Origin of the sequence: Amycolatopsis sp. NPDC021455 (assembly GCF_040640995.1) — a bacterium.
Classification (GTDB): Bacteria; Actinomycetota; Actinomycetes; order Mycobacteriales; family Pseudonocardiaceae; genus Amycolatopsis.
Genome location: NZ_JBFACT010000109.1, coordinates 1 through 18,927, shown reverse-complemented (window position 1 = coordinate 18,927; position 18,927 = coordinate 1). Strand labels below are relative to the sequence as shown.

The 18,927-nt window shown below is 70.8% G+C and carries 21 protein-coding genes; 16 read left to right on the top strand and 5 right to left on the bottom strand.

All coding sequences use genetic code 11. The features are described from left to right. The first annotated feature begins 115 nt into the window (after positions 1 to 115). The 7 genes from purB (at position 116) to AB0G28_RS46985 (ending at position 6,075) form a co-directional block, all read left to right on the top strand. The gene (gene purB, locus AB0G28_RS47015; RefSeq protein WP_361105375.1) at positions 116 to 1,543 is read left to right on the top strand and encodes an adenylosuccinate lyase; all 1,428 of its coding nucleotides are present in this window, start codon (positions 116 to 118) and stop codon (positions 1,541 to 1,543) included. A gap of 121 nt (positions 1,544 to 1,664) precedes the next feature. Then, on the top strand, positions 1,665 to 2,480 hold the full coding sequence (locus AB0G28_RS47010; RefSeq protein WP_361105373.1) for a transporter substrate-binding domain-containing protein: 816 nt from the start codon (positions 1,665 to 1,667) through the stop codon (positions 2,478 to 2,480). Position 2,481: 1 nt separating this feature from the next. Continuing rightward, a complete protein-coding gene (locus AB0G28_RS47005) occupies positions 2,482 to 3,258 on the top strand; it encodes an ABC transporter substrate-binding protein (protein WP_361105370.1) in 777 nt (258 codons plus the stop codon). A gap of 6 nt (positions 3,259 to 3,264) precedes the next feature. Next, positions 3,265 to 4,026 (top strand): amino acid ABC transporter permease, encoded by a 762-nt coding sequence (locus tag AB0G28_RS47000; protein ID WP_361105367.1) that lies wholly within the window; start codon positions 3,265 to 3,267, stop codon positions 4,024 to 4,026. Continuing rightward, positions 4,023 to 4,763 carry an amino acid ABC transporter ATP-binding protein gene (locus AB0G28_RS46995; RefSeq protein ID WP_361105364.1) on the top strand — a complete coding sequence of 247 codons (741 nt, stop codon included), beginning with the start codon at positions 4,023 to 4,025 and terminating at the stop codon, positions 4,761 to 4,763. Before AB0G28_RS47000 ends, AB0G28_RS46995 begins: the two co-directional genes overlap by 4 nt. A 78-nt stretch (positions 4,764 to 4,841) precedes the next feature. Further along, a complete protein-coding gene (locus AB0G28_RS46990; RefSeq protein WP_361105361.1) occupies positions 4,842 to 5,138 on the top strand; it encodes a hypothetical protein in 297 nt (98 codons plus the stop codon). A 55-nt stretch (positions 5,139 to 5,193) separates the two neighbouring features. Next, positions 5,194 to 6,075 carry an MOSC N-terminal beta barrel domain-containing protein gene (locus AB0G28_RS46985; RefSeq protein ID WP_361105358.1) on the top strand — a complete coding sequence of 294 codons (882 nt, stop codon included), beginning with the start codon at positions 5,194 to 5,196 and terminating at the stop codon, positions 6,073 to 6,075. Here AB0G28_RS46985 and AB0G28_RS46980 read toward each other — a convergent pair. Next, entirely contained in the window at positions 5,958 to 6,764 is an 807-nt protein-coding gene (locus tag AB0G28_RS46980; RefSeq protein ID WP_361105355.1) for an SAM-dependent chlorinase/fluorinase, read from the bottom strand. The two genes, AB0G28_RS46985 and AB0G28_RS46980, sit on opposite strands and share 118 nt — an antisense overlap. A gap of 47 nt (positions 6,765 to 6,811) precedes the next feature. Between AB0G28_RS46980 and AB0G28_RS46975 the strand changes: the two genes are divergently transcribed. From AB0G28_RS46975 to AB0G28_RS46965, 3 genes are all read left to right on the top strand, one after another. Next, the gene (locus tag AB0G28_RS46975; RefSeq protein WP_361105353.1) at positions 6,812 to 7,816 is read left to right on the top strand and encodes a phosphoribosylaminoimidazolesuccinocarboxamide synthase; all 1,005 of its coding nucleotides are present in this window, start codon (positions 6,812 to 6,814) and stop codon (positions 7,814 to 7,816) included. Then, complete coding sequence (locus AB0G28_RS46970; protein WP_361105350.1) at positions 7,737 to 8,201, top strand: NADPH-dependent FMN reductase; 465 nt, start codon at positions 7,737 to 7,739, stop codon at positions 8,199 to 8,201. Before AB0G28_RS46975 ends, AB0G28_RS46970 begins: the two co-directional genes overlap by 80 nt. Before the next feature lie 74 nt (positions 8,202 to 8,275). Next, a complete protein-coding gene (locus AB0G28_RS46965; protein WP_361105347.1) occupies positions 8,276 to 8,971 on the top strand; it encodes a DUF2334 domain-containing protein in 696 nt (231 codons plus the stop codon). On the opposite strand, the gene AB0G28_RS46960 is transcribed toward AB0G28_RS46965, so the two are convergent. Beyond that, positions 8,929 to 9,633, bottom strand: coding sequence for a DUF2306 domain-containing protein (locus AB0G28_RS46960; protein ID WP_361105344.1), 705 nt, complete (start codon positions 9,631 to 9,633; stop codon positions 8,929 to 8,931). The genes AB0G28_RS46965 and AB0G28_RS46960 overlap by 43 nt on opposite strands. 40 nt (positions 9,634 to 9,673) lie before the next feature. On the opposite strand from AB0G28_RS46960, the gene AB0G28_RS46955 reads away from it, so the two are divergent. Continuing rightward, positions 9,674 to 10,408: a helix-turn-helix domain-containing protein gene (locus tag AB0G28_RS46955; protein ID WP_361105341.1), complete on the top strand. Its 735-nt coding sequence runs from the start codon at positions 9,674 to 9,676 to the stop codon at positions 10,406 to 10,408. Here AB0G28_RS46955 and AB0G28_RS46950 read toward each other — a convergent pair. Together AB0G28_RS46950 and AB0G28_RS46945 are read right to left on the bottom strand one after the other, a co-directional pair. Beyond that, positions 10,371 to 11,006, bottom strand: a complete 636-nt coding sequence (locus AB0G28_RS46950; protein WP_361105338.1) for an MBL fold metallo-hydrolase — start codon at positions 11,004 to 11,006, stop codon at positions 10,371 to 10,373. The genes AB0G28_RS46955 and AB0G28_RS46950 overlap by 38 nt on opposite strands. 44 nt (positions 11,007 to 11,050) lie before the next feature. Then, positions 11,051 to 11,989 carry a DUF5937 family protein gene (locus AB0G28_RS46945; protein WP_361105335.1) on the bottom strand — a complete coding sequence of 313 codons (939 nt, stop codon included), beginning with the start codon at positions 11,987 to 11,989 and terminating at the stop codon, positions 11,051 to 11,053. 60 nt (positions 11,990 to 12,049) lie between these two features. Here AB0G28_RS46945 and AB0G28_RS46940 point away from each other — a divergent pair, with 60 nt between their 5' ends. From AB0G28_RS46940 to AB0G28_RS46930, 3 genes are all read left to right on the top strand, one after another. Continuing rightward, positions 12,050 to 13,195, top strand: coding sequence for an MFS transporter (locus AB0G28_RS46940; RefSeq protein ID WP_361105332.1), 1,146 nt, complete (start codon positions 12,050 to 12,052; stop codon positions 13,193 to 13,195). A gap of 34 nt (positions 13,196 to 13,229) precedes the next feature. Further along, positions 13,230 to 14,726 (top strand): aldehyde dehydrogenase family protein, encoded by a 1,497-nt coding sequence (locus tag AB0G28_RS46935; protein WP_361105329.1) that lies wholly within the window; start codon positions 13,230 to 13,232, stop codon positions 14,724 to 14,726. Positions 14,727 to 14,840: 114 nt separating this feature from the next. Beyond that, positions 14,841 to 16,013 carry an MFS transporter gene (locus tag AB0G28_RS46930; protein ID WP_361105326.1) on the top strand — a complete coding sequence of 391 codons (1,173 nt, stop codon included), beginning with the start codon at positions 14,841 to 14,843 and terminating at the stop codon, positions 16,011 to 16,013. A 28-nt stretch (positions 16,014 to 16,041) separates the two neighbouring features. Here AB0G28_RS46930 and AB0G28_RS46925 read toward each other — a convergent pair whose 3' ends face one another. Then, positions 16,042 to 17,610, bottom strand: coding sequence for a GMC family oxidoreductase N-terminal domain-containing protein (locus AB0G28_RS46925; protein ID WP_361105323.1), 1,569 nt, complete (start codon positions 17,608 to 17,610; stop codon positions 16,042 to 16,044). Positions 17,611 to 17,765: 155 nt separating this feature from the next. On the opposite strand from AB0G28_RS46925, the gene purS reads away from it, so the two are divergent. Both purS and purQ read left to right on the top strand, forming a co-directional pair. Next, entirely contained in the window at positions 17,766 to 18,005 is a 240-nt protein-coding gene (gene purS / locus AB0G28_RS46920; RefSeq protein WP_003056885.1) for a phosphoribosylformylglycinamidine synthase subunit PurS, read from the top strand. Then, positions 18,002 to 18,679, top strand: coding sequence for a phosphoribosylformylglycinamidine synthase subunit PurQ (purQ, locus tag AB0G28_RS46915; protein ID WP_361105320.1), 678 nt, complete (start codon positions 18,002 to 18,004; stop codon positions 18,677 to 18,679). The genes purS and purQ overlap by 4 nt, the downstream gene beginning before the upstream one ends. The last annotated feature ends 248 nt before the right edge of the window (positions 18,680 to 18,927 follow it).

Below are 18,927 nucleotides of genomic sequence, written 5' to 3'. Positions count from 1 at the left end.
TCGTCTCGTCGCCGGGGCGCGCGCTCCCGCCGCGGCCCTGGCTGTCCGGGCCGCGGGGGGGGGGCCCCCCCCCCCGCCCCCCCACCGCGCTGACCTGCGCAGGTATCGTGAGGGCGTGACGGACAAGCCCAGCATTCCGAACGTGCTCGCCGCCCGCTACGCCTCGGCGGAGCTGGTCTCGCTCTGGTCCCCGGAGCACAAGGTCGTCCTCGAGCGGCAGCTCTGGCTCGCCGTCCTCAAGGCACAGAAGGACCTCGGCGTCGAGGTGCCCGACGGGGTGATCGAGGCCTACGAGCGGGTGCTCGAAAACGTCGACCTCGAGTCGATCGCCGCCCGCGAGCGCATCACCCGACACGACGTCAAGGCCCGCATCGAGGAGTTCAGCGACCTCGCCGGGCAGGAGCACATCCACAAGGGCATGACCTCGCGCGACCTCACCGAGAACGTCGAGCAGCTGCAGCTGCTCCGCTCGCTGGAGCTCGTGCGGACCCGCGTCGCGGCCGTCCTGGCGCGGCTGGCCGCCCTCGCCGTCGAACACGCCGACACCGTCATGGCCGGGCGCTCGCACAACGTCGCCGCCCAGGCCACCACCCTCGGCAAGCGGTTCGCCACGGCGGCCGACGAGCTGCTCGTCGCCTTCGAGCGGCTCGACAACCTCATCGACCGCTACCCGCTGCGCGGCATCAAGGGCCCGGTCGGCACCGCGCAGGACATGCTCGACCTGCTCGGCGAGGAGTCCACTTTGGACGAACTCGAGGAGCGCGTCATGCGGCACCTCGGGTTCAAGAACCGGTTCGTCAGCGTCGGCCAGGTGTACCCGCGTTCGCTCGACTTCGACGTGCTGTCCACTGTGGTCCAGCTCGCCGCCGCGCCGTCCAGCCTGGCCAAGACGATCCGGCTGATGGCCGGCCACGAGCTCGTCACCGAGGGCTTCAAGCCGGGGCAGGTCGGCTCGTCCGCCATGCCGCACAAGATGAACACCCGCTCGTGCGAGCGCGTCAACGGCCTCGCCGTCGTGCTGCGCGGCTACCTGTCGATGATCGGCGAGCTGGCCGGCGACCAGTGGAACGAAGGCGACGTCTCCGACTCGGTCGTCCGCCGCGTCGCGCTGCCGGACGCGTTCTTCGCGCTCGACGGCCTGCTCGAGACGTTCCTCACGGTGCTCACCGAGTTCGGCGCCTTCCCGGCGGTGATCGAGCGTGAGCTTGATCGCTACCTGCCGTTCCTCACCACGACGAAGGTGCTCATGGCGGCCGTCCGCGCGGGTGTCGGACGTGAGACGGCCCACGAAGCCATCAAGGAGCACGCCGTCGCCGTCGCGCTGGAGATGCGGGAAGGCCGCGCCGAGAACGACCTCCTCGACCGCTTCGCCGCGGACGAGCGCATCCCGCTCGACCGCGGTGAGCTGGACAAACTCCTCGCGGACCGGATTTCCTTCACCGGAACGGCCGGGCGTCAGGTCGCGCAGGTCGCCGAGCGCGTCTCGCGGGTGCTCGAGCGGTTCCCCGAGGCGGCGGGCTACGCGCCGCAGCCGATCCTGTGAGCTGACGCACCCGTCCACGGATTGGAACGAATCCACACGAACGGGCGAAATCCCTAATCTCGATCGCCGAACCCCGTGCTCTTCGCGTGCGACCCGCGCGCGCTCAACCATGGAAGAAGCGATGAGATCCACGCTGTCGAAAATCGCCGCGATCATCACCTCGGCCGCGCTGACGCTGACCCTGGCCGCCTGCGGCTCGGACAGTGGTCCGACCACCCTGCGCGTCGGCACCCTGAGCGACGCCCCGCCGTCGATCTACCTGGAGAACGGCCGCTTCACCGGCTACGACAACGAGCTGCTGCGCGACATCGCCAAGCGTGAGGGCTTCGAGGTCGAGTTCGTCGGCACGGAGTTCGCCGGGCTCCTGGCCGGCGTGGCGAACGGCAAGTTCGACATCGGCAGCTCGACCATCTCGAGCACCGAGAAACGCAAGAAGACGGTCGCCTTCTCCAACGGCTACAACACTGGCTTCACCACGGTCGTGACGGCGAAAGGCGCGAACTTCAAGGACGCCGCTTCGCTGAGCGGGAAGCGCCTCGGCGTGGTCCAGGGCTCGGTGCAGGACGAGTTCGCGGGCAAGGTCGCCGGTGCCCAGGTCGTCCGCTTCCCCGACTACAACGCGGGCTTCGCGCAGCTGAAGAACGGCACCCTCGACGGCTGGGTCGTGCCGCAGGACATCGGCCAGAAGTACCTCGACCAGAACCCGGCGGTCCCGCTGGAGCTCGGTTACACTGCCGAAGACAAGGACACACCGTCGGCTTTCGCGGTCGCCAAGACCAACCCGGAGCTGCTGAAGAAGCTCAACGACGGGCTGGCCAAGGCGATCGCCGACGGCACCGTGGCGCGGATCTACGGGCAGTTCTACAAGAACACCCCGCTGTCGAAGGAACTCCGGCAGGGCGGGCCGGGCCTGCCCGTGAAGAACCTGGATGCCTGACGTGAAGAAGCTGACAGTCACCGGCCTCATCGCCCTCCTCGTCGCGACCCTCACCGCGTGCGGTGGCGGGGACAGCGGCGGGAAAACCCTCCGCGTAGGCACGCTGAGCGACTCCAAACCGAACGCCTACCAGGAGAACGGCACCTTCACCGGCTTCGACAACGAGCTGCTGAAGGCCATCGCGGCTAAGGAGAACCTGAAGCTCGAGTTCGTCGCGACCGACTTCTCGGCGCTGCTCGGCCAGGTCGCGAACGGCACCTTCGACATCGGCAGCTCGGCGATCTCCCAAACCGAGGCCCGCAAGAAGACAGTCGACTTCTCGGCGCCCTACAACTACCAGGCCCTCGGCATCGAGGCGAAGGAAACGGCCGGCATCACGGACGAGAACTCCCTGGCCGGCAAGCGGATCGGCGTCGTCCAGGGCACGGTGTCGGACAGCTGGCTCGGCTCGAACGCGCCGACCGCGCAGGCCGTCCGCTTCCCCAACGACGCCGCCGCGCTCAGCGCGTTGAAGACCGGCGCGGTCGACGGCGCGGTGTTCGACCAGGCCACCGCCGAGGACTACGCGAAGAACAACCCGGACGCGAAGCTCAAGGTGACCAAGGCGATCACCACGACGATCCCGCACGGGTTCGCGTTCAAGAAGGGCAACACCGAGCTGATCGGCAAGATCAACGACGGCCTGAAGAAGGTCATCGCGGACGGCACCTGGGTCAAGGTGCACGACCAGTTCGAGCCGAACGCGCCCGTGCCCGCCGAGTTCAAGCCGGGGCAGTAGTCCACAATGGACGAGTTTTTCAACACCTTCCTAAACTGGGAGTACATCTGGCAGGTCTTCCCGGATCTGCTGAAGACCGGCCTGCTCAACACGCTGATCCTGGCGGTCACCTCCGCGCTGATCGGCACCGTGCTCGGCATGGTGCTGGCGGTGATGGGCCTGTCCACCAAGATCTGGCTGCGCTGGCCGGCGCGGGTGTACACCGACATCTTCCGCGGCCTGCCGGCGATCCTGACGATCCTCGTGATCGGCCAGGGTCTCGGCACGCTCGCGCGGGACGTCGTCGGCACCAACCCGTACCCGCTGGGGATCCTGGCGCTGAGCCTGATCGCGGCCGCTTACATCGGCGAGATCTTCCGGTCCGGCATCCAAAGTGTCGACAAAGGACAGTTGGAGGCCAGCCGCGCGCTCGGGATGAGCTACAGCAAGGCCATGCTGCTGGTGATCATCCCGCAGGGCGTCCGGCGGGTGCTGCCGGCGCTGGTGAACCAGTTCATCGCGCTGATCAAGGACTCCAGCCTGGTGTACTTCCTGGGCCTGCTGTCCGAGCAGCGCGAGCTGTTCCGCATCGGGCAGGACCTCGCGGCCAACACGGGCAACCTCTCGCCGCTGGTGGCGGCCGGGTTCGTCTACCTGGTGATCACGGTGCCGCTGACGCACCTGGTGAACTACATCGACAAGAAGCTCAGGACCGGCCGCAAGGTGCGCGCCGACGATCCGGGCGAGGACGAGCTGGACCTGGTGGCCGGCGGGAAGGTCGGCGCGTGACGACAGCGGTGCGATCGTCCAGTGTGGAACTGCGGGACATCCACGTCAGCTTCGGCACGCTGGAAGTCCTCCGCGGCGTGGACCTCCAGGTGGCGAGCGGCAAGACGACGTGCGTGATCGGCCCGTCCGGCTCGGGCAAGTCGACGCTGCTCCGATGCGTGAACCGCCTGCAGGAGCCGGATTCCGGCGACCTCCTCCTCGACGGCGAGTCGGTCATCCGCGCCGACCCGGACGCCCTGCGCCAGCGGGTGGGCATGGTGTTCCAGCACTTCAACCTCTTCGGGCACCGGAGCGTGCTGGACAACATCGTGCTGCCGCTGCGCAGCGTGAAGAAGCTGGGCAAGGAGGAAGCGGCGGAGATCGCCCGCGCCCGCCTGGCCGAGGTGGGCCTGGCGGACAAGGCGCCGTACCGCCCGAGCGCGTTGTCCGGCGGTCAGCAGCAGCGCGTGGCGATCGCCCGGGCGCTGGCGATGGACCCCGAGGTGATGCTGTTCGACGAAGCCACCAGCGCGCTGGACCCCGAACTGGTCAAGGGGGTGCTGAACCTGATGGCGGGCCTGGCGGAACGCGGGCTGACGCTGATCGTGGTGACGCACGAGATGGGCTTCGCCCGCAGCGTGGCCGACGAGGTGGCCTTCATGGACGCGGGAAAGATCGTCGAGCAGGGCCCGCCGGCCCGGATCTTCGACGACCCCCAGAGCCCCCGCCTGCAGCGGTTCCTGTCGCAGGTGCTCTGAGGCCGGTTGTCCGGCGCCACCACCGATTCCCTCATCTTGGTGGATGTGCCCACCGGTCCGGGATCCTATGTTCACAGGATGAACGTGAACAAGGTGGAGGAAGTGGCGTCCAGGCAGGTGGGTGCCGACGGTCGAAGCGGCCTCGCGGCGCTGGAAATGCCCGGCTCCACGATGCCCACGCTGTGTCTCGCCCAGGCTGCGGAGTGGGCGGTCAGGGTCATCGGCGAAGCCCGCTACGCGACCCGCCACGCTGCTGAAGTGGGCAGGCACCACGACACGGGAACGTTTACGCGGAACACCAGGATCGGTTCGGTGGCGGAGACCACGCCATCGTCGTTCTCCCGCCTGCTGGAGCAGCTCGAAGGCGTGAGCTGACCAAGCGGCGCGAAAGGAGGCGCTTGCCCGGCGGCCGCACGGGTAGCCTGCGGGCATGGCGAGGATCGCGCGGCTGACGTATTACCCGGTCAAGGGGTGTGCCGGTACTTCGGTGCCGGCCGCCGAAGTCACCCCGGCGGGGCTGGCGCACGACCGCGTCTTCCAGGTCGTCGCGCCCGACGGCGACTTCCGCAGCCAACGCCGCCACCCGCTCCTCGCCGCGGTCCGGCCACGGGTCCTCGGCGACCGTCTGGCGCTCACCGCACCCGGTTTCGAAGACCTGGAAGTCCACATCAGGCGGGATGGCCCCCGGCACCCGGCATCGACGTTCTCCTGGCAGGGCGAGGGCATCCACCAAGGGGCCGAAGCCGCCGAGTGGTTCTCGGACCTGCTGAAGGCGCCGTCCGCGCTCGTCGGCGTCGCCCCTGACCACGAGCGCGTCACCAGCGGTGAAACGCCGGGCACGGCTGCGTTCGCCGACGGCCACGCGCTCCTCGTCACCTCCGAGTCCTCTTTGGACAGCCTGAACGAACGGATCGCCGCCGGCCAGGGCGAGCCCGTGCCGATGGACCGGTTCCGGCCCAACATCGTCATCTCCGGCTGGCCGGAACCCCACCGGGAAGACGACGTCCGCGAGATGGCCGTGGGCACCGCGAAGCTCGGTTACGCCAAGCAATGCGTCCGCTGCACCGTCCCGATGGTCGACCAGGAGACCGGGGCCAAGGCCGGCCCGGAACCGGTCCGCACCCTCGCGACCTACCGCCGTCACCCGGACGGGGGCGTCACTTTCGGGATGAAAGCCGCGGTACTCCGAGCGGGTCAGGTCGCGGTCGGCGACGCGGTGATCGTGCATTCCTGGGCCGGCCCGAGCCCGAGCACGGCCGCCGCCGAGCCGCCGTTGACCGCGACCGCGAGACGGCCCGCCGAGTCCGCGTAGAGCACCGTCGCCCCGGCCGGCACGTCGGCGAACGTCCGGCCGATCACCGTCGTCACGGCCACCCGCTCGCTGTGCACCGACACCGCGCCGGCCAGGCCCGACAGCTCCAGGTCCGCCGGGGTCGCGGCGAGCTGGACGTTGCCGAAGTGGTCGACCGTCAGCACCTCCGACACCAGCTTCCCGGGAAACGCCGCCACGAACGGCTCCGGCATCGCGACCAGGTCGTCGACCGGGTCCCCGAAGTCCGAAGGCGCGACGCCCAGCGCGAGGTGGGCGGCCGCGGGCGCGAAGACGTCCCGGCCGTGGAACGTCGCCGACGTCGTCGGCAGCCGCAGCGAAGGCTCCGCCAGCTCGTACGCCTCCCGGACGCCGCCCAGCGCCTGCGCGGCCGGCAGCAGGAGGCCGTTGTCCGGCCCGACCAGCAACCCGCCTTCGGCGACGACGACCACGCCGAGCCGGGTCGTGCCGACACCCGGGTCGACCACGGCGACGTGCACCGACTCCGGCAGGAAGGGGACCGTCTGGGCCAGCGCCATCGCGCCGTGCCGGATGTCCTGGGGTGGGACTTCGTGGGTCACGTCGATCACCCGCACGGCGGGTGCGAGCCGCGCGATCACGCCGTGGCAGGCCGCCACGAAGCCGTCGCGCAGGCCGTAGTCGGTGGTCACCGAGATCCAGTCGTACGCCATGCCAGCATCATCCATGGTGGCGGAGGGTGCCCGTTAGGGTTCGGTGCGTGACACCCCTCCCCACGCGCCAGAGGCTCGCTTCCGGCAAGGTCCGTGACCTGTACAAAGTGGGCGACGACCACCTGCTGATCGTCGCCTCCGACCGCATCTCGGCCTTCGAGCGCGTCTTCCCCAACCCCGTCCCGGACAAGGGCCGGGTGCTCACCGCGATGAGCGCGTTCTGGTTCGGCGAGCTCGCCGACGTCCTGCCGAACCACCTGGTGGCCTGCGACGGGCCGCGCGTGCCCGACTCCGTCCGCGGCCGGGCGCTGCTGGTCGAGCGGCTCGACATGCTGCCGGTGGAGGCGATCGTCCGCGGTTACCTCACCGGCCGCGGCTACGCCGACTACCGCCGGTCCGGCGAGGTGTGCGGGCTGGCGCTGCCGCCCGGGCTGGCCGAGTCGGCCCGGCTGCCCGAGCCGATCTTCACGCCATCCACCAAGGCCCGCCCTGGCGAGAAGGACGAGAACATCGACTTCGACACGTGCGTGTCGGTGCTCGGCCGCGCGCTCGCCGAAGAAGTGCGCGAGGCGTCGCTGGAGCTGTACCGCCGGGGTGCCGCGCGGGCCGCGGAGCAGGGCCTCCTGCTGGCCGACACGAAGTTCGAGTTCGGCACCGACTCGCGCGGCCGGCTCGTGCTCGCGGACGAGCTGCTGACGCCGGATTCGGCCCGCTACTGGCTCGCCGACGGCCACGAGCCCGGCGCCGGGCAGCCGTCGTTCGACAAGCAGCACGTGCGGGACTGGCTGGTCGACCGGACCTCGGGCTGGGACTGCGTGTCGGCACTGCCGCCGTTGCCGCCCGAAGTGGTGACGGCCACGCGCGACCGGTACATCGAGGCGTACCACCGCATCACCGGGCTTTCGCTGGCAGACTGGCCCCGTGATCCTGCTGATCTGCGGCAGCCTGCGAGCCGGCTCGGGCAATGCGGCGGTGCTGGGGACCGTCGCGACCCTCACCGCGAGCAAGACGTACACCGGCCTTGCCGATCTGCCGCATTTCAACCCCGATGACGACCGCGACCCGCTGCACCCCGAGGTCGCGTCGCTGCGGGCGGCGATCAAGGAGGCCGACGCGGTCATGATCTGCACGCCCGAGTACGCGGGCGGGCTGCCGGGCTCGTTCAAGAACCTCCTCGACTGGACGGTCGGCGGCGGCGAGATCTACGGCAAGCCGGTGGCGTGGATCAACGCGTCGTCGATCGCGGCCCCGACCGGCGGCCGGGACGCGCACGACTCGCTGCGCAAGGTCCTGACGTACGCGGGCGCGAAGATCGTCGAGGAGGCGTGCGCGCGGATCCCGGTCTCCCGCGCGGACGTCGCCGACGGTCAGGTCGCCGATCCCGACCTTCGCGGTCGCATCGCCGTCGCCGTGAAGCGCCTGCGTGACGGCGTCTGACCCTTCCGGCAACGGTCGCCTGCCCGTTCTGCGCAGTTCACGACGACGTCAGGCGCGTGCGTCCCAATGGTGGCGTGGATGCTCGCTTGCTGGTTTCGCTGTCGGGAATCACCCCGCGCACGCTGCACCGGTGCGCCGACCTCGCGGCCGAGCTCGACCGCCGCAAGGTGCCACTCTCGGTCCTGTACGCCGCCCGCACCGGCGAAGGTCCGGTGACGGAGTGGGTGCGCACCCGCGCCCGCGGCGGTGACTCCGTGCTGCTGCACGGGTACGACCACACCGTCACGCCCACGCACCGCACGGTCTACCTGGGCAAGAAGGCGGAGTTCGCGACGCTGCCGGCGCACGAGGCCCGGCTGCGACTGATCGCGGCGAAGGCGGCGCTGGACAACGCGGGACTGACCGTCGACGGCTTCGCGCCGCCGCGGTGGATCGCGTCCCAGGGCACGCTGCAGGCGCTGGCCGAGCACGGTTTCCGGCTGTGCGCGGACCTCGGCGCGGTGCGGGACCTCGTCACCGGCGAGGTGCGCCGCGCCCGCGTGAGTGAGTTCACCAGCCAGTCGCACCGCACGGAGACGGTGCGCTGCTTCACGCTGGTGCTGGCGGCCGCGCGCGCGGCTCGCCGGGGCGGGCTGGTCCGGCTGGGGGTGGACGCCGCGGACCTCACCCGCCCCGGCCTCCGGCAGGCACTGCTCGACGCCGTCGACGTCGCGCTGGAGAACCGCGCCTACGGCGCCACGTACGGCTCGCTGCGCACCGTCGCGGCCTGACGCTTCGCGGGCTTTCGGCGTTCGAGCAGCCAGTCCGTGACCAGGAGCAGGAGTAGCGGGCTGAGCCAGACACCGATGCTGGCCGCGCTGTACCGCATGAGTTCCTCGCTACCGCCGAAGGTGGTGCCCACCTGCGGCGTCAGCACGATCGTGGCGACGACGTTCACGACCCGGCTCAGGACGATCGACATCGTTAGCGCGAAGCTGCGTGCCATCCACCTGCGGTGTTCGCCGTACCGGCGCCGCCGGGCCAGCAAGAGACCGGTGATCGTGACCGTCAGCCACAGCGCCGAGCCCACGAGGTTCGCCACCCGCACCGAGGGGCCCGCCGCGGTGTGCCAGCCGATGTACAGCCCGAGCAGGCCGGCGGGCAGCGCGCCGCCGAAGACGTAGATCCGGCCGGTGATCCGGTGCCCGCGCCGGTGGCGGGCGCGGAACGCGGGCCAGATCTGGAAGCACGCGGTCACCATGGCGACCGTGCCGAACAGGACGTGCGCGACGAGCGCGGGGTAGTAGACGGCGTTGTGCTCCGGCGGTCTCAGCCGGGACTGGGCCGGGTCGAAGGTCAGGTACGGCGGCACGGAGAAGGCCAGGAAGGCCACGACCACCAGCAGCAACGGCACCATCCACGGACGGCGCCACCAGAAAACTGTGTACGTCATACATCTGAGTGTATGCCATACAGAGTTTTAGGATGGGCGGATGAGCAACGTGGAGCGCAGTCTCGAGCTGCTGTGGGCGGGACGTTCGAGGGGCCGCCGCGGCCCCCGGGCGCAGCTCAGCGTGGCGCGCATCGCGGACGCCGCCGTCCGGATCGCCGACGCGGACGGCCTGGAGGCGCTGTCGATGCAGCGGATCGCCACCGAGCTCGGCTACTCGACGATGGCCATCTACAACCACATCCCCGGCAAGGACCTGCTGCTGGAGGTGGCGGCGGACGTCGGCGCCGGCAAACCCCCGGAGCTCGACGGCGACTTCCGGCAGGCGGTCCGGCAGTGGGCGGCCGCGCTGTGGGCGGGCTTCCGGGCCCGGCCGTGGATCCTGCGCGTCCCGCTCGACCACGCGCCGGTCGGCCCCAACCAGCTCGCGTGGCTCGATCGCCTGCTGCGGCCGTTGCTGGCGGCCGGACTGGCGGGGGCCGAGGCCCGGGCGGCGGCGCTGCACCTGACCGCGGTCGTGCGTGGCACGGCGCAGATCAGCCTCGACATGGCCGGCCCGCGCAGCGACGGCGAGCTGGCCCGGGCCCTCGCCGGCGTCCTCGACCCGGCGGAGTACCCGGCGCTGACGGCGGTCCACGCGGCCGAGGCCGCCGGCAGCCCCGCCTCCGAGCGGGAGGGGCTACCGGCCGAACTCGGCTTCGGCGTGGACCGCTTCCTCGACGGCGTCGAGGCGTGGGTGGCTAGAACTTCGCCGGCTCGGCCCGTTCCAGCACCTTGACCTCGGTCCCTTCGGGCGCGAGGTTGCCGAACAGGCCGTAGTGCATGGCCGGGTTGGCGAGCACGGCTTCGTGGATCGGCACGGCGACCCGCGGCGCGACGGCCCGCAGGTAGTCCACGGCTTCCCCGGCCTTGAGCCACGGCGCACCGGTGGGCAGGCCGAGCACGTCGATCTTCTGCTCGGGCACGAAGAACGAGTCGCCGGGGTGGAAGAACGCGCCGTCGTCGAAGACGTAACCGATGTTCGGGATGACCGGGATGTCGGCGTGGATGACGGCGTGCTCCCCGCCGACCGCCTTGATCGAGGTGTCCCCGACGGCGAAGGCGTCCCCGACGTTGGCGACGTCGAACGGCAGGCCCAGTTTTTCGATTTCGGGCGCGGAACCGGGATCGGCGATCAGCTTGGCGCCCGGGTTGGCTTCGAGGACCTTCGGCAGCCGCTCGACGTCCAGGTGGTCGAAGTGCTGGTGCGTGACCAGCACGGCCGACAGCTCGCGTTCACCCTCGAAGCCGGTGGAGAACACGCCGGGGTCGATCAGGATCCGCTCGGAGCCGGTCTCCAGCAGCACGCAGGCGTGTCCGAAATGGACGATACGCATCGATGGTTCTCCTTAACGGGTAGGCGGTTCCAGCCTAGTCCCGCTCAGAGCTTCCCGGTGAGCAAAGCGTCGCCGAGGTCGGTGCGCCGGTACAGCACCCGGTGCCCCCGCCGCTCCGAAGCCAGCAACCCCGCCCCGCGCAACGCCGTCAGGTGCGCCGAAACCGTCGCCGGGGCCAACCCGTGCCGCCGGGCGAGGTCGGTCGTCGCCGCGGGGGCGTCGAGTGCGGTCAGCAGCAGGGCCCGCGTCCGGCCGAGGATTTCGGCCAGCGGTTCCGGTGCCGCCGCGGAAGACGTCCACAGCGAAGCCACGCCCCGGGCCGGGTAGAGCAGGGAGATCTGCCACGGCGGCACCGTCACCACGCCGACGTTCGGCCACGCGAACACCGCCGGGATCAGCAGCAGCCCGCGCGAATCGATGGAAAGCCGTTCCCTGGCCCGGATGTCGACCAGCACCGACGTCCCCGAAAGCCGGACTCGCGGGTGCAGCCCGGCCAGCATCGAGGCGATACCACCCGAACCCAGCTGCCGCGTCCGGTGAGCGATGTCCGCCGCGAGCAGTTCGCGCAGGCGCGGCCATTCCGGTGCCAGCAGGGCGTGCCACACCTGCTCGAGCTGGCCGGCGAGGAGATCACGCGCGGTCGCCGGGTCGGCGGGCAGCCCGGAGAGGTCCGCGTCCACCATGCCCAGTTCCAACGCCACCTGCGCGGGCGGCGTCGCGCGGACGACCCGCAGCTGCGCTTCGGCGGTCGTTTCCGGGCCGTCGGGCGGCGGGCTCAGGAACTCGGTGATGTAGTGCCGCGCGCTCAGCACCGCGGCCAGCTCGGGAACGTCGGGAAGGGCCACGCCGGAGGCCCACGGCAGGTTCGCCGGGTGCCCGCGGACGCCGAGCAGCGTCCGGACGGCGCCCAGCACCTCTTCCAGCGGCGAGATCGCGAAGCGGACGCGTTGCGCCCCGGCCGCGGTGAGGACCAGCTCGATCATCGACATTCGCTCCTCTCCGAATCAGTGTGCCGCACGAAGACGCCGGGCCAGCGTGTGCGCATGTCGTTGTTCACCCATCGCGCCTACTGGCGCTGGTCGGCGGGCGTCCAGTTCGCCCGGCTCCCGGCGTTCATGGCGCCGCTCGCGTTCACGCTGCTGACCACCGCGACGACCGGCTCGTACCGGCTGGGCGGCGTCCTGATGTCCGTCTACGTCGCCGCGGAGATGGTCTGCGCGGTCCCGGTCGGACGGCTGCTCGACCGCGTCGGCCCGGCGCGCGGGCTGCCGGTGTTGCTGCTCCTGACCGCGGCGGGGTTCGTCGTCTTGACCGTGGCCGCCGCGAGCGACGCGCCGGGCGCCGCATTGCTCGCGTGCGTCGTGCTGCCCGGGATCACGGGCGGCGCGTTGTCGGGCGGGTTCCGGACACTGCTCGCGGACACGGTCGACGACGGGCTGCTTCCCCGGGCGATCTCCGTCGACGGGATGATCCTCGAAGGCGTGCTCGTCGGCGGTCCGGCGCTGGTCGCGCTGCTCGGTTTGGCCGGCCCGTTCGTGCCGCCGGCCGCGATGGCCGCCGCTTGCGTGGTCGCCGCCCTGCTCGTCCCGCGCCGCGCGAGTTCCCGCGATCGGGTGGAATCCGAGGAGGACCTCCCGCCCGCGCGGCCGGTCGTCTACCTGCCGTGGCTTTGCTGCGCCTTCACCGTCGGGCTGCTGACGTCGACGATCGAGGTCGCGCCGCTGCCGCTGGTCCAGCGGCTCGGCGCGCCCGCGGCGGCCGCACCGCTGGTGATCGCCGTGCTGACCGGCGCGAGCCTGGCGGGCGGCGCGCTCTACGCGTGGCGCGGGAAGATCGGCGACCCGCGGCTGTTCCTCGGCGGATTCATCGCCGGTGGGATCGTGCTCGCCGCGGATCTCGGCTGGGCGGGCTTGCTCGCGTCGCTGGCCGTGATCGGCGCGTGCGGCGGGCCGCTGGTCGCCGCGACCTCGGTCAACCTCCAGCGCCTGCTGCCGAGAAACCGCAGGTCCGCGGGGTTCTCCTTGAGCTTCACCGTGCAGTCGTGCGGCTTCGGGCTCGGTTCGCTGGCCGTCGGCGTGCTGCCGTTGTGGCTTCCGCCGTTGTTCGGTGTCTTTGCCGCGGCGGTCGCCGGTGCAATGCTGGTGGCGAAGCCCGCACGAGCTATTGGCACGATGTCAGTAACGTCGTAACCTGGGCTGACCCGCGACCTCCAGGGAGACGCCGATGACTGCCGTCCAGCCGAAGCCGACGTCGGTCGGCGAGACCTTCGACTCGCTCAGCCCGGCGACCGACGAGGTGGTCGGAACCTACCCGATCCACACCGCGGAAGACGTCAAGGCGGCCGTCGAGCGGGCGCGCGTCGCGGCGGAGTGGTGGGCGGACCTCGGCTTCGCCGGGCGGGCGGAGCGGCTCAAGAGCTGGAAGGGCGTGCTGACGCGGCGGCTGCCGCAGCTGTGCCAGGTGGTGCGCGACGAGACGGGCAAGCCGATCGCCGACGCGCAGCTCGAGAGCGTCCTGGCGATCGAGCACATCGCTTGGGCGGGCAAGCACGCGAAGAAGGTGCTCGGCAAGCAGAAGCGGTCCGCCGGCCTGCTGATGTCGAACCAGGCGGCGACGGTCGAGTACCAGCCGCTGGGCGTGGTGGGTGTGATCGGCCCGTGGAACTACCCGGTGTTCACCCCGCTCGGCTCGATCGCGTACGCGCTCGCGGCGGGCAACGCCGTGGTGTTCAAGCCCAGCGAGTACACGCCGGGTGTGGGCAAGTGGCTAGTCGACGCGTTCGCCGAGATCGTGCCGGAGCAGCCGGTGCTGCAGCTGATCACGGGCTTCGGCGAGACGGGTGCGGCGCTGGTCGGCGCGGGCGTCGACAAGATCGCCTTCACCGGCTCGACCGCCACCGGCAAGCGGATCATGGCCGCGGCGGCCGAGACGCTCACCCCGGTGGTCATCGAGGCGGGCGGCAAGGACCCCGTGCTCGTCGACGCGGACGCGGACCTCGACGCGGCGGCGGACGCCACGGTGTGGGGCGCGTTCTCCAACTCCGGCCAGACCTGCATCGGCGTCGAGCGGGTGTACGTGCACGAGAAGGTCCACGACGAGTTCGTCGCGAAGGTCGTCGAGAAGTCGAAGGACGTCCGCGCGGGCTCGGACGAGGCCGCGCAGTACGGCCCGGTGACGATGCCGTCCCAGCTGGGCGTGATCAAGCGCCACATCCACGACGCCCTGGCCCGCGGCGGCAAGGCGGTCCTCGGCGGCGAGGACGCGGTCGGCGACCGCTACGCCCAGCCGACGGTGCTGGTGGACGTCCCGGAGGACTCCGAGGCGGTGAAGGAGGAGACGTTCGGCCCGACGGTGACGATCGCGAAGGTCCGCGACATGGACGAAGCGGTCGAGCGCGCGAACAACACGAAGTACGGCCTGGGCTCGACGGTGTTTTCGAAGTCCCGCGGCGTCGAGCTGGCGGAGAAGCTGCGCACGGGAATGACGGCGATCAACGCACCGCTTTCGTTCGCGGGCATCGCGTCCCTGCCGTTCGGCGGCGTCGGCGACTCGGGCTTCGGCCGCATCCACGGCCCGGAGGGCCTGCGCGAGTTCGCCCGCACGAAGGCGATCGCCCGCCAGCGCTTCACGGCCCCGATGACGCTGACGTCGTTCAGCCGCAAGCCGTCGACGGACGCGCTGGTGGCCAAGCTCGTGACCATCCTCCACGGCAAGCGCTGATCCGGCGCTTGCCCGGCACTGAGGGCCGCCTCGGGTCGACGTGAACAATATTTGCTCCGCGCTTTTCGAGAATTGCCTCGTGAATCGCTGAAGAGTGATATTCGCCGTCCGCCGGTGACGGCTCCGGCCACCGCTCGCCCCGGCCTTGCGGCGACCGCGCCGATCGTCGTCATCGCGGTCTTCGGGGTGACGTTCGGCATCACCTATCCGCTGCTGGCGCTGCTGCTCGAACAGCGTGGCCTGCCGAGCGGCGTCATCGGGGTGAACAGTGCGATGACCCCGCTGGGCATGGTCCTGTCGGCGCCGCTGATCCCGCGCCTGTTGCGGGTCTGCTCACCCTGGCGGGCGATGGTGACCGCCTTGGTCGCCATCGCCGTCCTGATCGCCGTCCTCGCGGTCTGCGACGACCTCGCGCTGTGGTTCGTGGTGCGGTTCGCCGTCGGCTCCTGCGCGGTCACGATGTTCGTCCTCGGCGAGACGTGGATCAGCGAGGCCGCCGCGGGGCCTCGGCGGGGACGGCTGCTCACCGCCTACACCTCGGTGATGGCGCTGGGGTTCGCACTCGGGCCGGCCGTCATGGCGGTGTCCGGCCCCGGTTCTCCGGTCCCGCTCGCAGTCGCCGTCGCCGGCCCGTTGCTCGCGGTGGTGCCACTGTGGGTCGCGCGGGCCCAGGTGCCGCGGATGGTCTCGAGCGGCCCGATTCCGGTGCGGAGCCTGGTGACCCGGCTGTCGGTGCTGCTGGTGCCGGTGCTGTCGGTGTCGGTGTTCGACGGCGTCACGCCGCAGTTCCTGCCCGGCTACATGCTCAGCGAAGGGCTTTCCCCGCGGCTGGCCGCGCTGTCGCTGACGGTCGTGCTCGCCGGGCAGGTCCTGTTCCAGTACCCGCTCGGCCGGCTGGCGGACCGGATGAACCCCCGAAGCGCGCTGGTCCTTTCGCTGTCCGCCGGTGCGGCCGGAGCTCTGGCGCTGCCGTGGGCGGTGGGGGTGCCCTGGCTGTTCTGGCCGCTGGTCGCGGTGTGGGGCGGCCTGGCCTTCGCCGGGTATCCGCTGGTGCTCACCATCCTGGGCGAGGGGCTGGAAGGTTCCAGCCTGCTGCTGGGCAACACGGCGTTCGCGATCGTCTGGGGGCTCGGCGGGATCGCCGGGCCCCCGTGCTCCGGAGTCGCGATCGACTGGCTGGGTCCCGCGGGCATGCCGCTGTCACTGGCCACGCTCTGGCTGCCGGCGCTGGCGGTCATCGCCGTGGCCCGGCTCCGCGACCCCGGAACTGTCGGTCCTCACCGGTAAACTGGATACCGGGGGCCGCGGCCCGCCCTCACCGCCCCCGGATCAGGTCGGCGGCCTTCTCCGCGACCATGATCGTCGGCGCGTTGGTGTTCCCGCGCGGCACGACCGGCATCACCGACGCGTCCACCACCCGCAGCCCCTCCACGCCGTGCACCCGCAGCTGCGGGTCGACCACCGAGCCGATCGCGCACGTCCCCACCGGGTGGTACAGCGTCTGCGTGTGCTCGCGGACGTGCTCGGCCAGCTCGGCGTCGGTCAGGTCGTGGCGCGCCGGCAGGAACGGCTGGTCGAGGAACCGCTTCAACGGGCCGACGCGACCGATCTCGATCAGCGCCCGCAACCCGGCCATCATCGTGTCCATGTCACGGGAGTCGGCGTAGTACGCCGGGTCGATTTCCGGTTTCCACAACGGGTTCGCCGACTTCAGCCGCAGCCGGCCGCGGCTGGCGACGTCCACCACGGTCGCCGCGGACGTGAACCCGGAGACGGTCGGCTCGCGCAGGCCGTTGTCGTAGAACAACGTCGGCGCGACGTGGATCTGCATGTCCGGCCCGGCCAGGCCGTCCGTGGTCGGGTAGAACGCGCCCGCTTCGCCGATGTTGGACGTCAGCGGCCCGCGCTTGGTCAGCTGGTAGCGGATCAGGCCACGCGGCGTGGCCGCGTCGACCAGGTCGGTCGTCCCGCGCGTGGACCAGATGATCCCGCACGCCGGGTGGTCGTGCAGGTTCTCGCCGACGCCGGGCAGGGCGGCGACGACGTCGATGCCGTGCTCGCGCAGGTGCTCGGCGGGGCCGACGCCGGAGACCATCAGCAGCTGCGGCGAGTTGACCGCGCCGCCGCTCAAGACGACCTCGGTGGACGCGCGCGCGGTGCGCTCGACGCCGTTGTCCAAATAGGACACACCGACGGCACGGGTGCCCTCGAAGAGGACGCGGGTGGCGGGCGCGCAGGTCTTCACGGTCAGGTTCGGCCGGTCGAGCGCCGGGCGCAGGTAGGCGTCGGCGGTGGACCACCGGCGGCCCTTCTTGCAGGTCACCTGGTAGACGCCGGCGCCTTCCTGGCTCTCGCCGTTGAAGTCGTCGGTGCGCTTGAGTCCCCACGCGACGGCCGAGTCGACCCAGGCGTGCGACAGCTCGTGGGTGAAGCGGCGGTCTTCGACGTGCAGCGGCCCGTCGGTGCCGTGCAGCGGCCCGCCGAGCCGCTGGTTGCCCTCGGCGCGCTTGAAGTACGGGAGGACGTCGTCCCAGCCCCAGCCTTCGGCGCCGTGCTGATCGCGCCAGCCGTCGTAGTCGGCGCGGTTGCCGCGGATGTAGATCATCGCGTTGATCGACGAGCAGCCGCCGAGCATCTTGCCGCGCGGCCAGTAGGCCGTCTTGCCGGTGTGCTTCTGCTCGACGGTCTCGTAGTTCCAGTCCCACTTGGTCTTGAACAGCGACGAGAAGGCGGCGGGGATGTGGATCTCGTCCGCGGTGTCCGCCGCGCCCGCTTCGAGCAGCAGGACCCGGGCCGCCGGGTCCTCGGTCAGCCGGTTCGCCAGCACGCAACCCGCGCTGCCCGCGCCGACGATGACGTAGTCGTAGGAGTCCTGGACGGCCACGGTGCCTCCTGTTGGCGAGGTGTCAACGACCCATCATGGCGCAGGGCCGCGTCGTCGGCCAGTCTAGGTTTCCCGGTGGGCCCCGCCAGGGGGACGAGAGGGTGAACTATGCTCGCGGGGTATCCACGACCTGCGTGAATAAGGAGCAGCCTGCCGTGGCCCGAGTCGTCGTCGACGTCATGCCGAAGCCCGAAATCCTCGACCCGCAGGGACAGGCCGCGCTCGGCGCCGCCGGCCGCCTGGGGTTCACCGGGATCACCGAGATCCGTCAGGGCAAGCACTTCGAGATCGAGGTCGACGACACGGTCGACGACGCGACGCTGGAGAAGATCGCCGAAGGCTTCCTCGCGAACCCGGTCATCGAGCAGTGGACGATCAAGCGGGTGGACGCGTGAGCGCCCGCATCGGCGTCATCACCTTCCCGGGCACGCTCGACGACGTCGACGCGGCCCGCGCGGTCCGCTACGCCGGCGGCGAGGCCGTCTCGCTCTGGCACGCCGACGAGAACCTGCACGAGGTCGACGCGGTCATCATCCCGGGTGGCTTTTCCTACGGCGACTACCTGCGCGCGGGCGTGATCGCCCGGTTCGCGCCGATCATGACCTCGGTGATCGAGGCGGCGCACGCGGGCATGCCGGTGCTCGGCATCTGCAACGGGTTCCAGATCCTGTGCGAGGCCGGCCTGCTGCCGGGCGCGATGATCCGCAACCAGGGCCTGCACTTCATCTGCCGCGACCAGTGGCTACGGGTGGAGAACACCTCGACGGCGTGGACGACCCGGTACGACGCGGGTGCGGAAATCCTCATCCCGATGAAGAACATCGACGGCTGCTACATGGCCGAGCAGTCCACTTTGGACGCACTGGAGGCCGAGGGGCGCGTCGTGTTCCGGTACGTCGGCGGCAACCCGAACGGGTCGCGCAACGACATCGCCGGCATCCGGAGCGAGAACGGCCGGGTGGTCGGCCTGATGCCGCACCCGGAACACGCGATCGACGCTTTGACCGGTCCGTCGGATGACGGGCTGGGCATGTTCTTCAGCGCGGTGGACGCGCTGGTGAAGGCCTGAGGGCGGGCCTCGGCCCCCCGGTGTCCAGTTTAGTGGTGGGCACCGACAGTTCCGGGGTTGCGGACGCGAGTTGTCCACAACCCGGACTGTGACTTCGGCTCGCTTCGACACGCGGGACGAGCGCCCCAATGTGGCGTTGGTTGCGTCCAACGCACCCAATGTGGCGTTCGGTGCGTTGGCTCACCGACGACATCAGCGCGAACGACAAGAACTGCACCCAGGCGCTGTGCCAGTCGCTGCGCTCGGAC

Excerpts from the sequence above, each read along its gene's own strand:
- AB0G28_RS46945 (WP_361105335.1), bottom strand. The coding sequence starts at position 11,989 with ATGATCGAGCTGGTCCTCACCGCGGCCGGGGCGCAACGCGTCCGCTTC.
- AB0G28_RS46940 (WP_361105332.1), top strand. The coding sequence starts at position 12,050 with ATGTCGTTGTTCACCCATCGCGCCTACTGGCGCTGGTCGGCGGGCGTC.
- AB0G28_RS46990 (WP_361105361.1), top strand. The coding sequence starts at position 4,842 with ATGAACGTGAACAAGGTGGAGGAAGTGGCGTCCAGGCAGGTGGGTGCC.
- AB0G28_RS47000 (WP_361105367.1), top strand. The coding sequence starts at position 3,265 with ATGGACGAGTTTTTCAACACCTTCCTAAACTGGGAGTACATCTGGCAG.
- AB0G28_RS46950 (WP_361105338.1), bottom strand. The coding sequence starts at position 11,006 with ATGCGTATCGTCCATTTCGGACACGCCTGCGTGCTGCTGGAGACCGGC.
- AB0G28_RS46935 (WP_361105329.1), top strand. The coding sequence starts at position 13,230 with ATGACTGCCGTCCAGCCGAAGCCGACGTCGGTCGGCGAGACCTTCGAC.
- AB0G28_RS46960 (WP_361105344.1), bottom strand. The coding sequence starts at position 9,633 with ATGACGTACACAGTTTTCTGGTGGCGCCGTCCGTGGATGGTGCCGTTG.
- AB0G28_RS46980 (WP_361105355.1), bottom strand. The coding sequence starts at position 6,764 with ATGGCGTACGACTGGATCTCGGTGACCACCGACTACGGCCTGCGCGAC.
- AB0G28_RS47010 (WP_361105373.1), top strand. The coding sequence starts at position 1,665 with ATGAGATCCACGCTGTCGAAAATCGCCGCGATCATCACCTCGGCCGCG.
- AB0G28_RS46985 (WP_361105358.1), top strand. The coding sequence starts at position 5,194 with ATGGCGAGGATCGCGCGGCTGACGTATTACCCGGTCAAGGGGTGTGCC.
- AB0G28_RS46955 (WP_361105341.1), top strand. The coding sequence starts at position 9,674 with ATGAGCAACGTGGAGCGCAGTCTCGAGCTGCTGTGGGCGGGACGTTCG.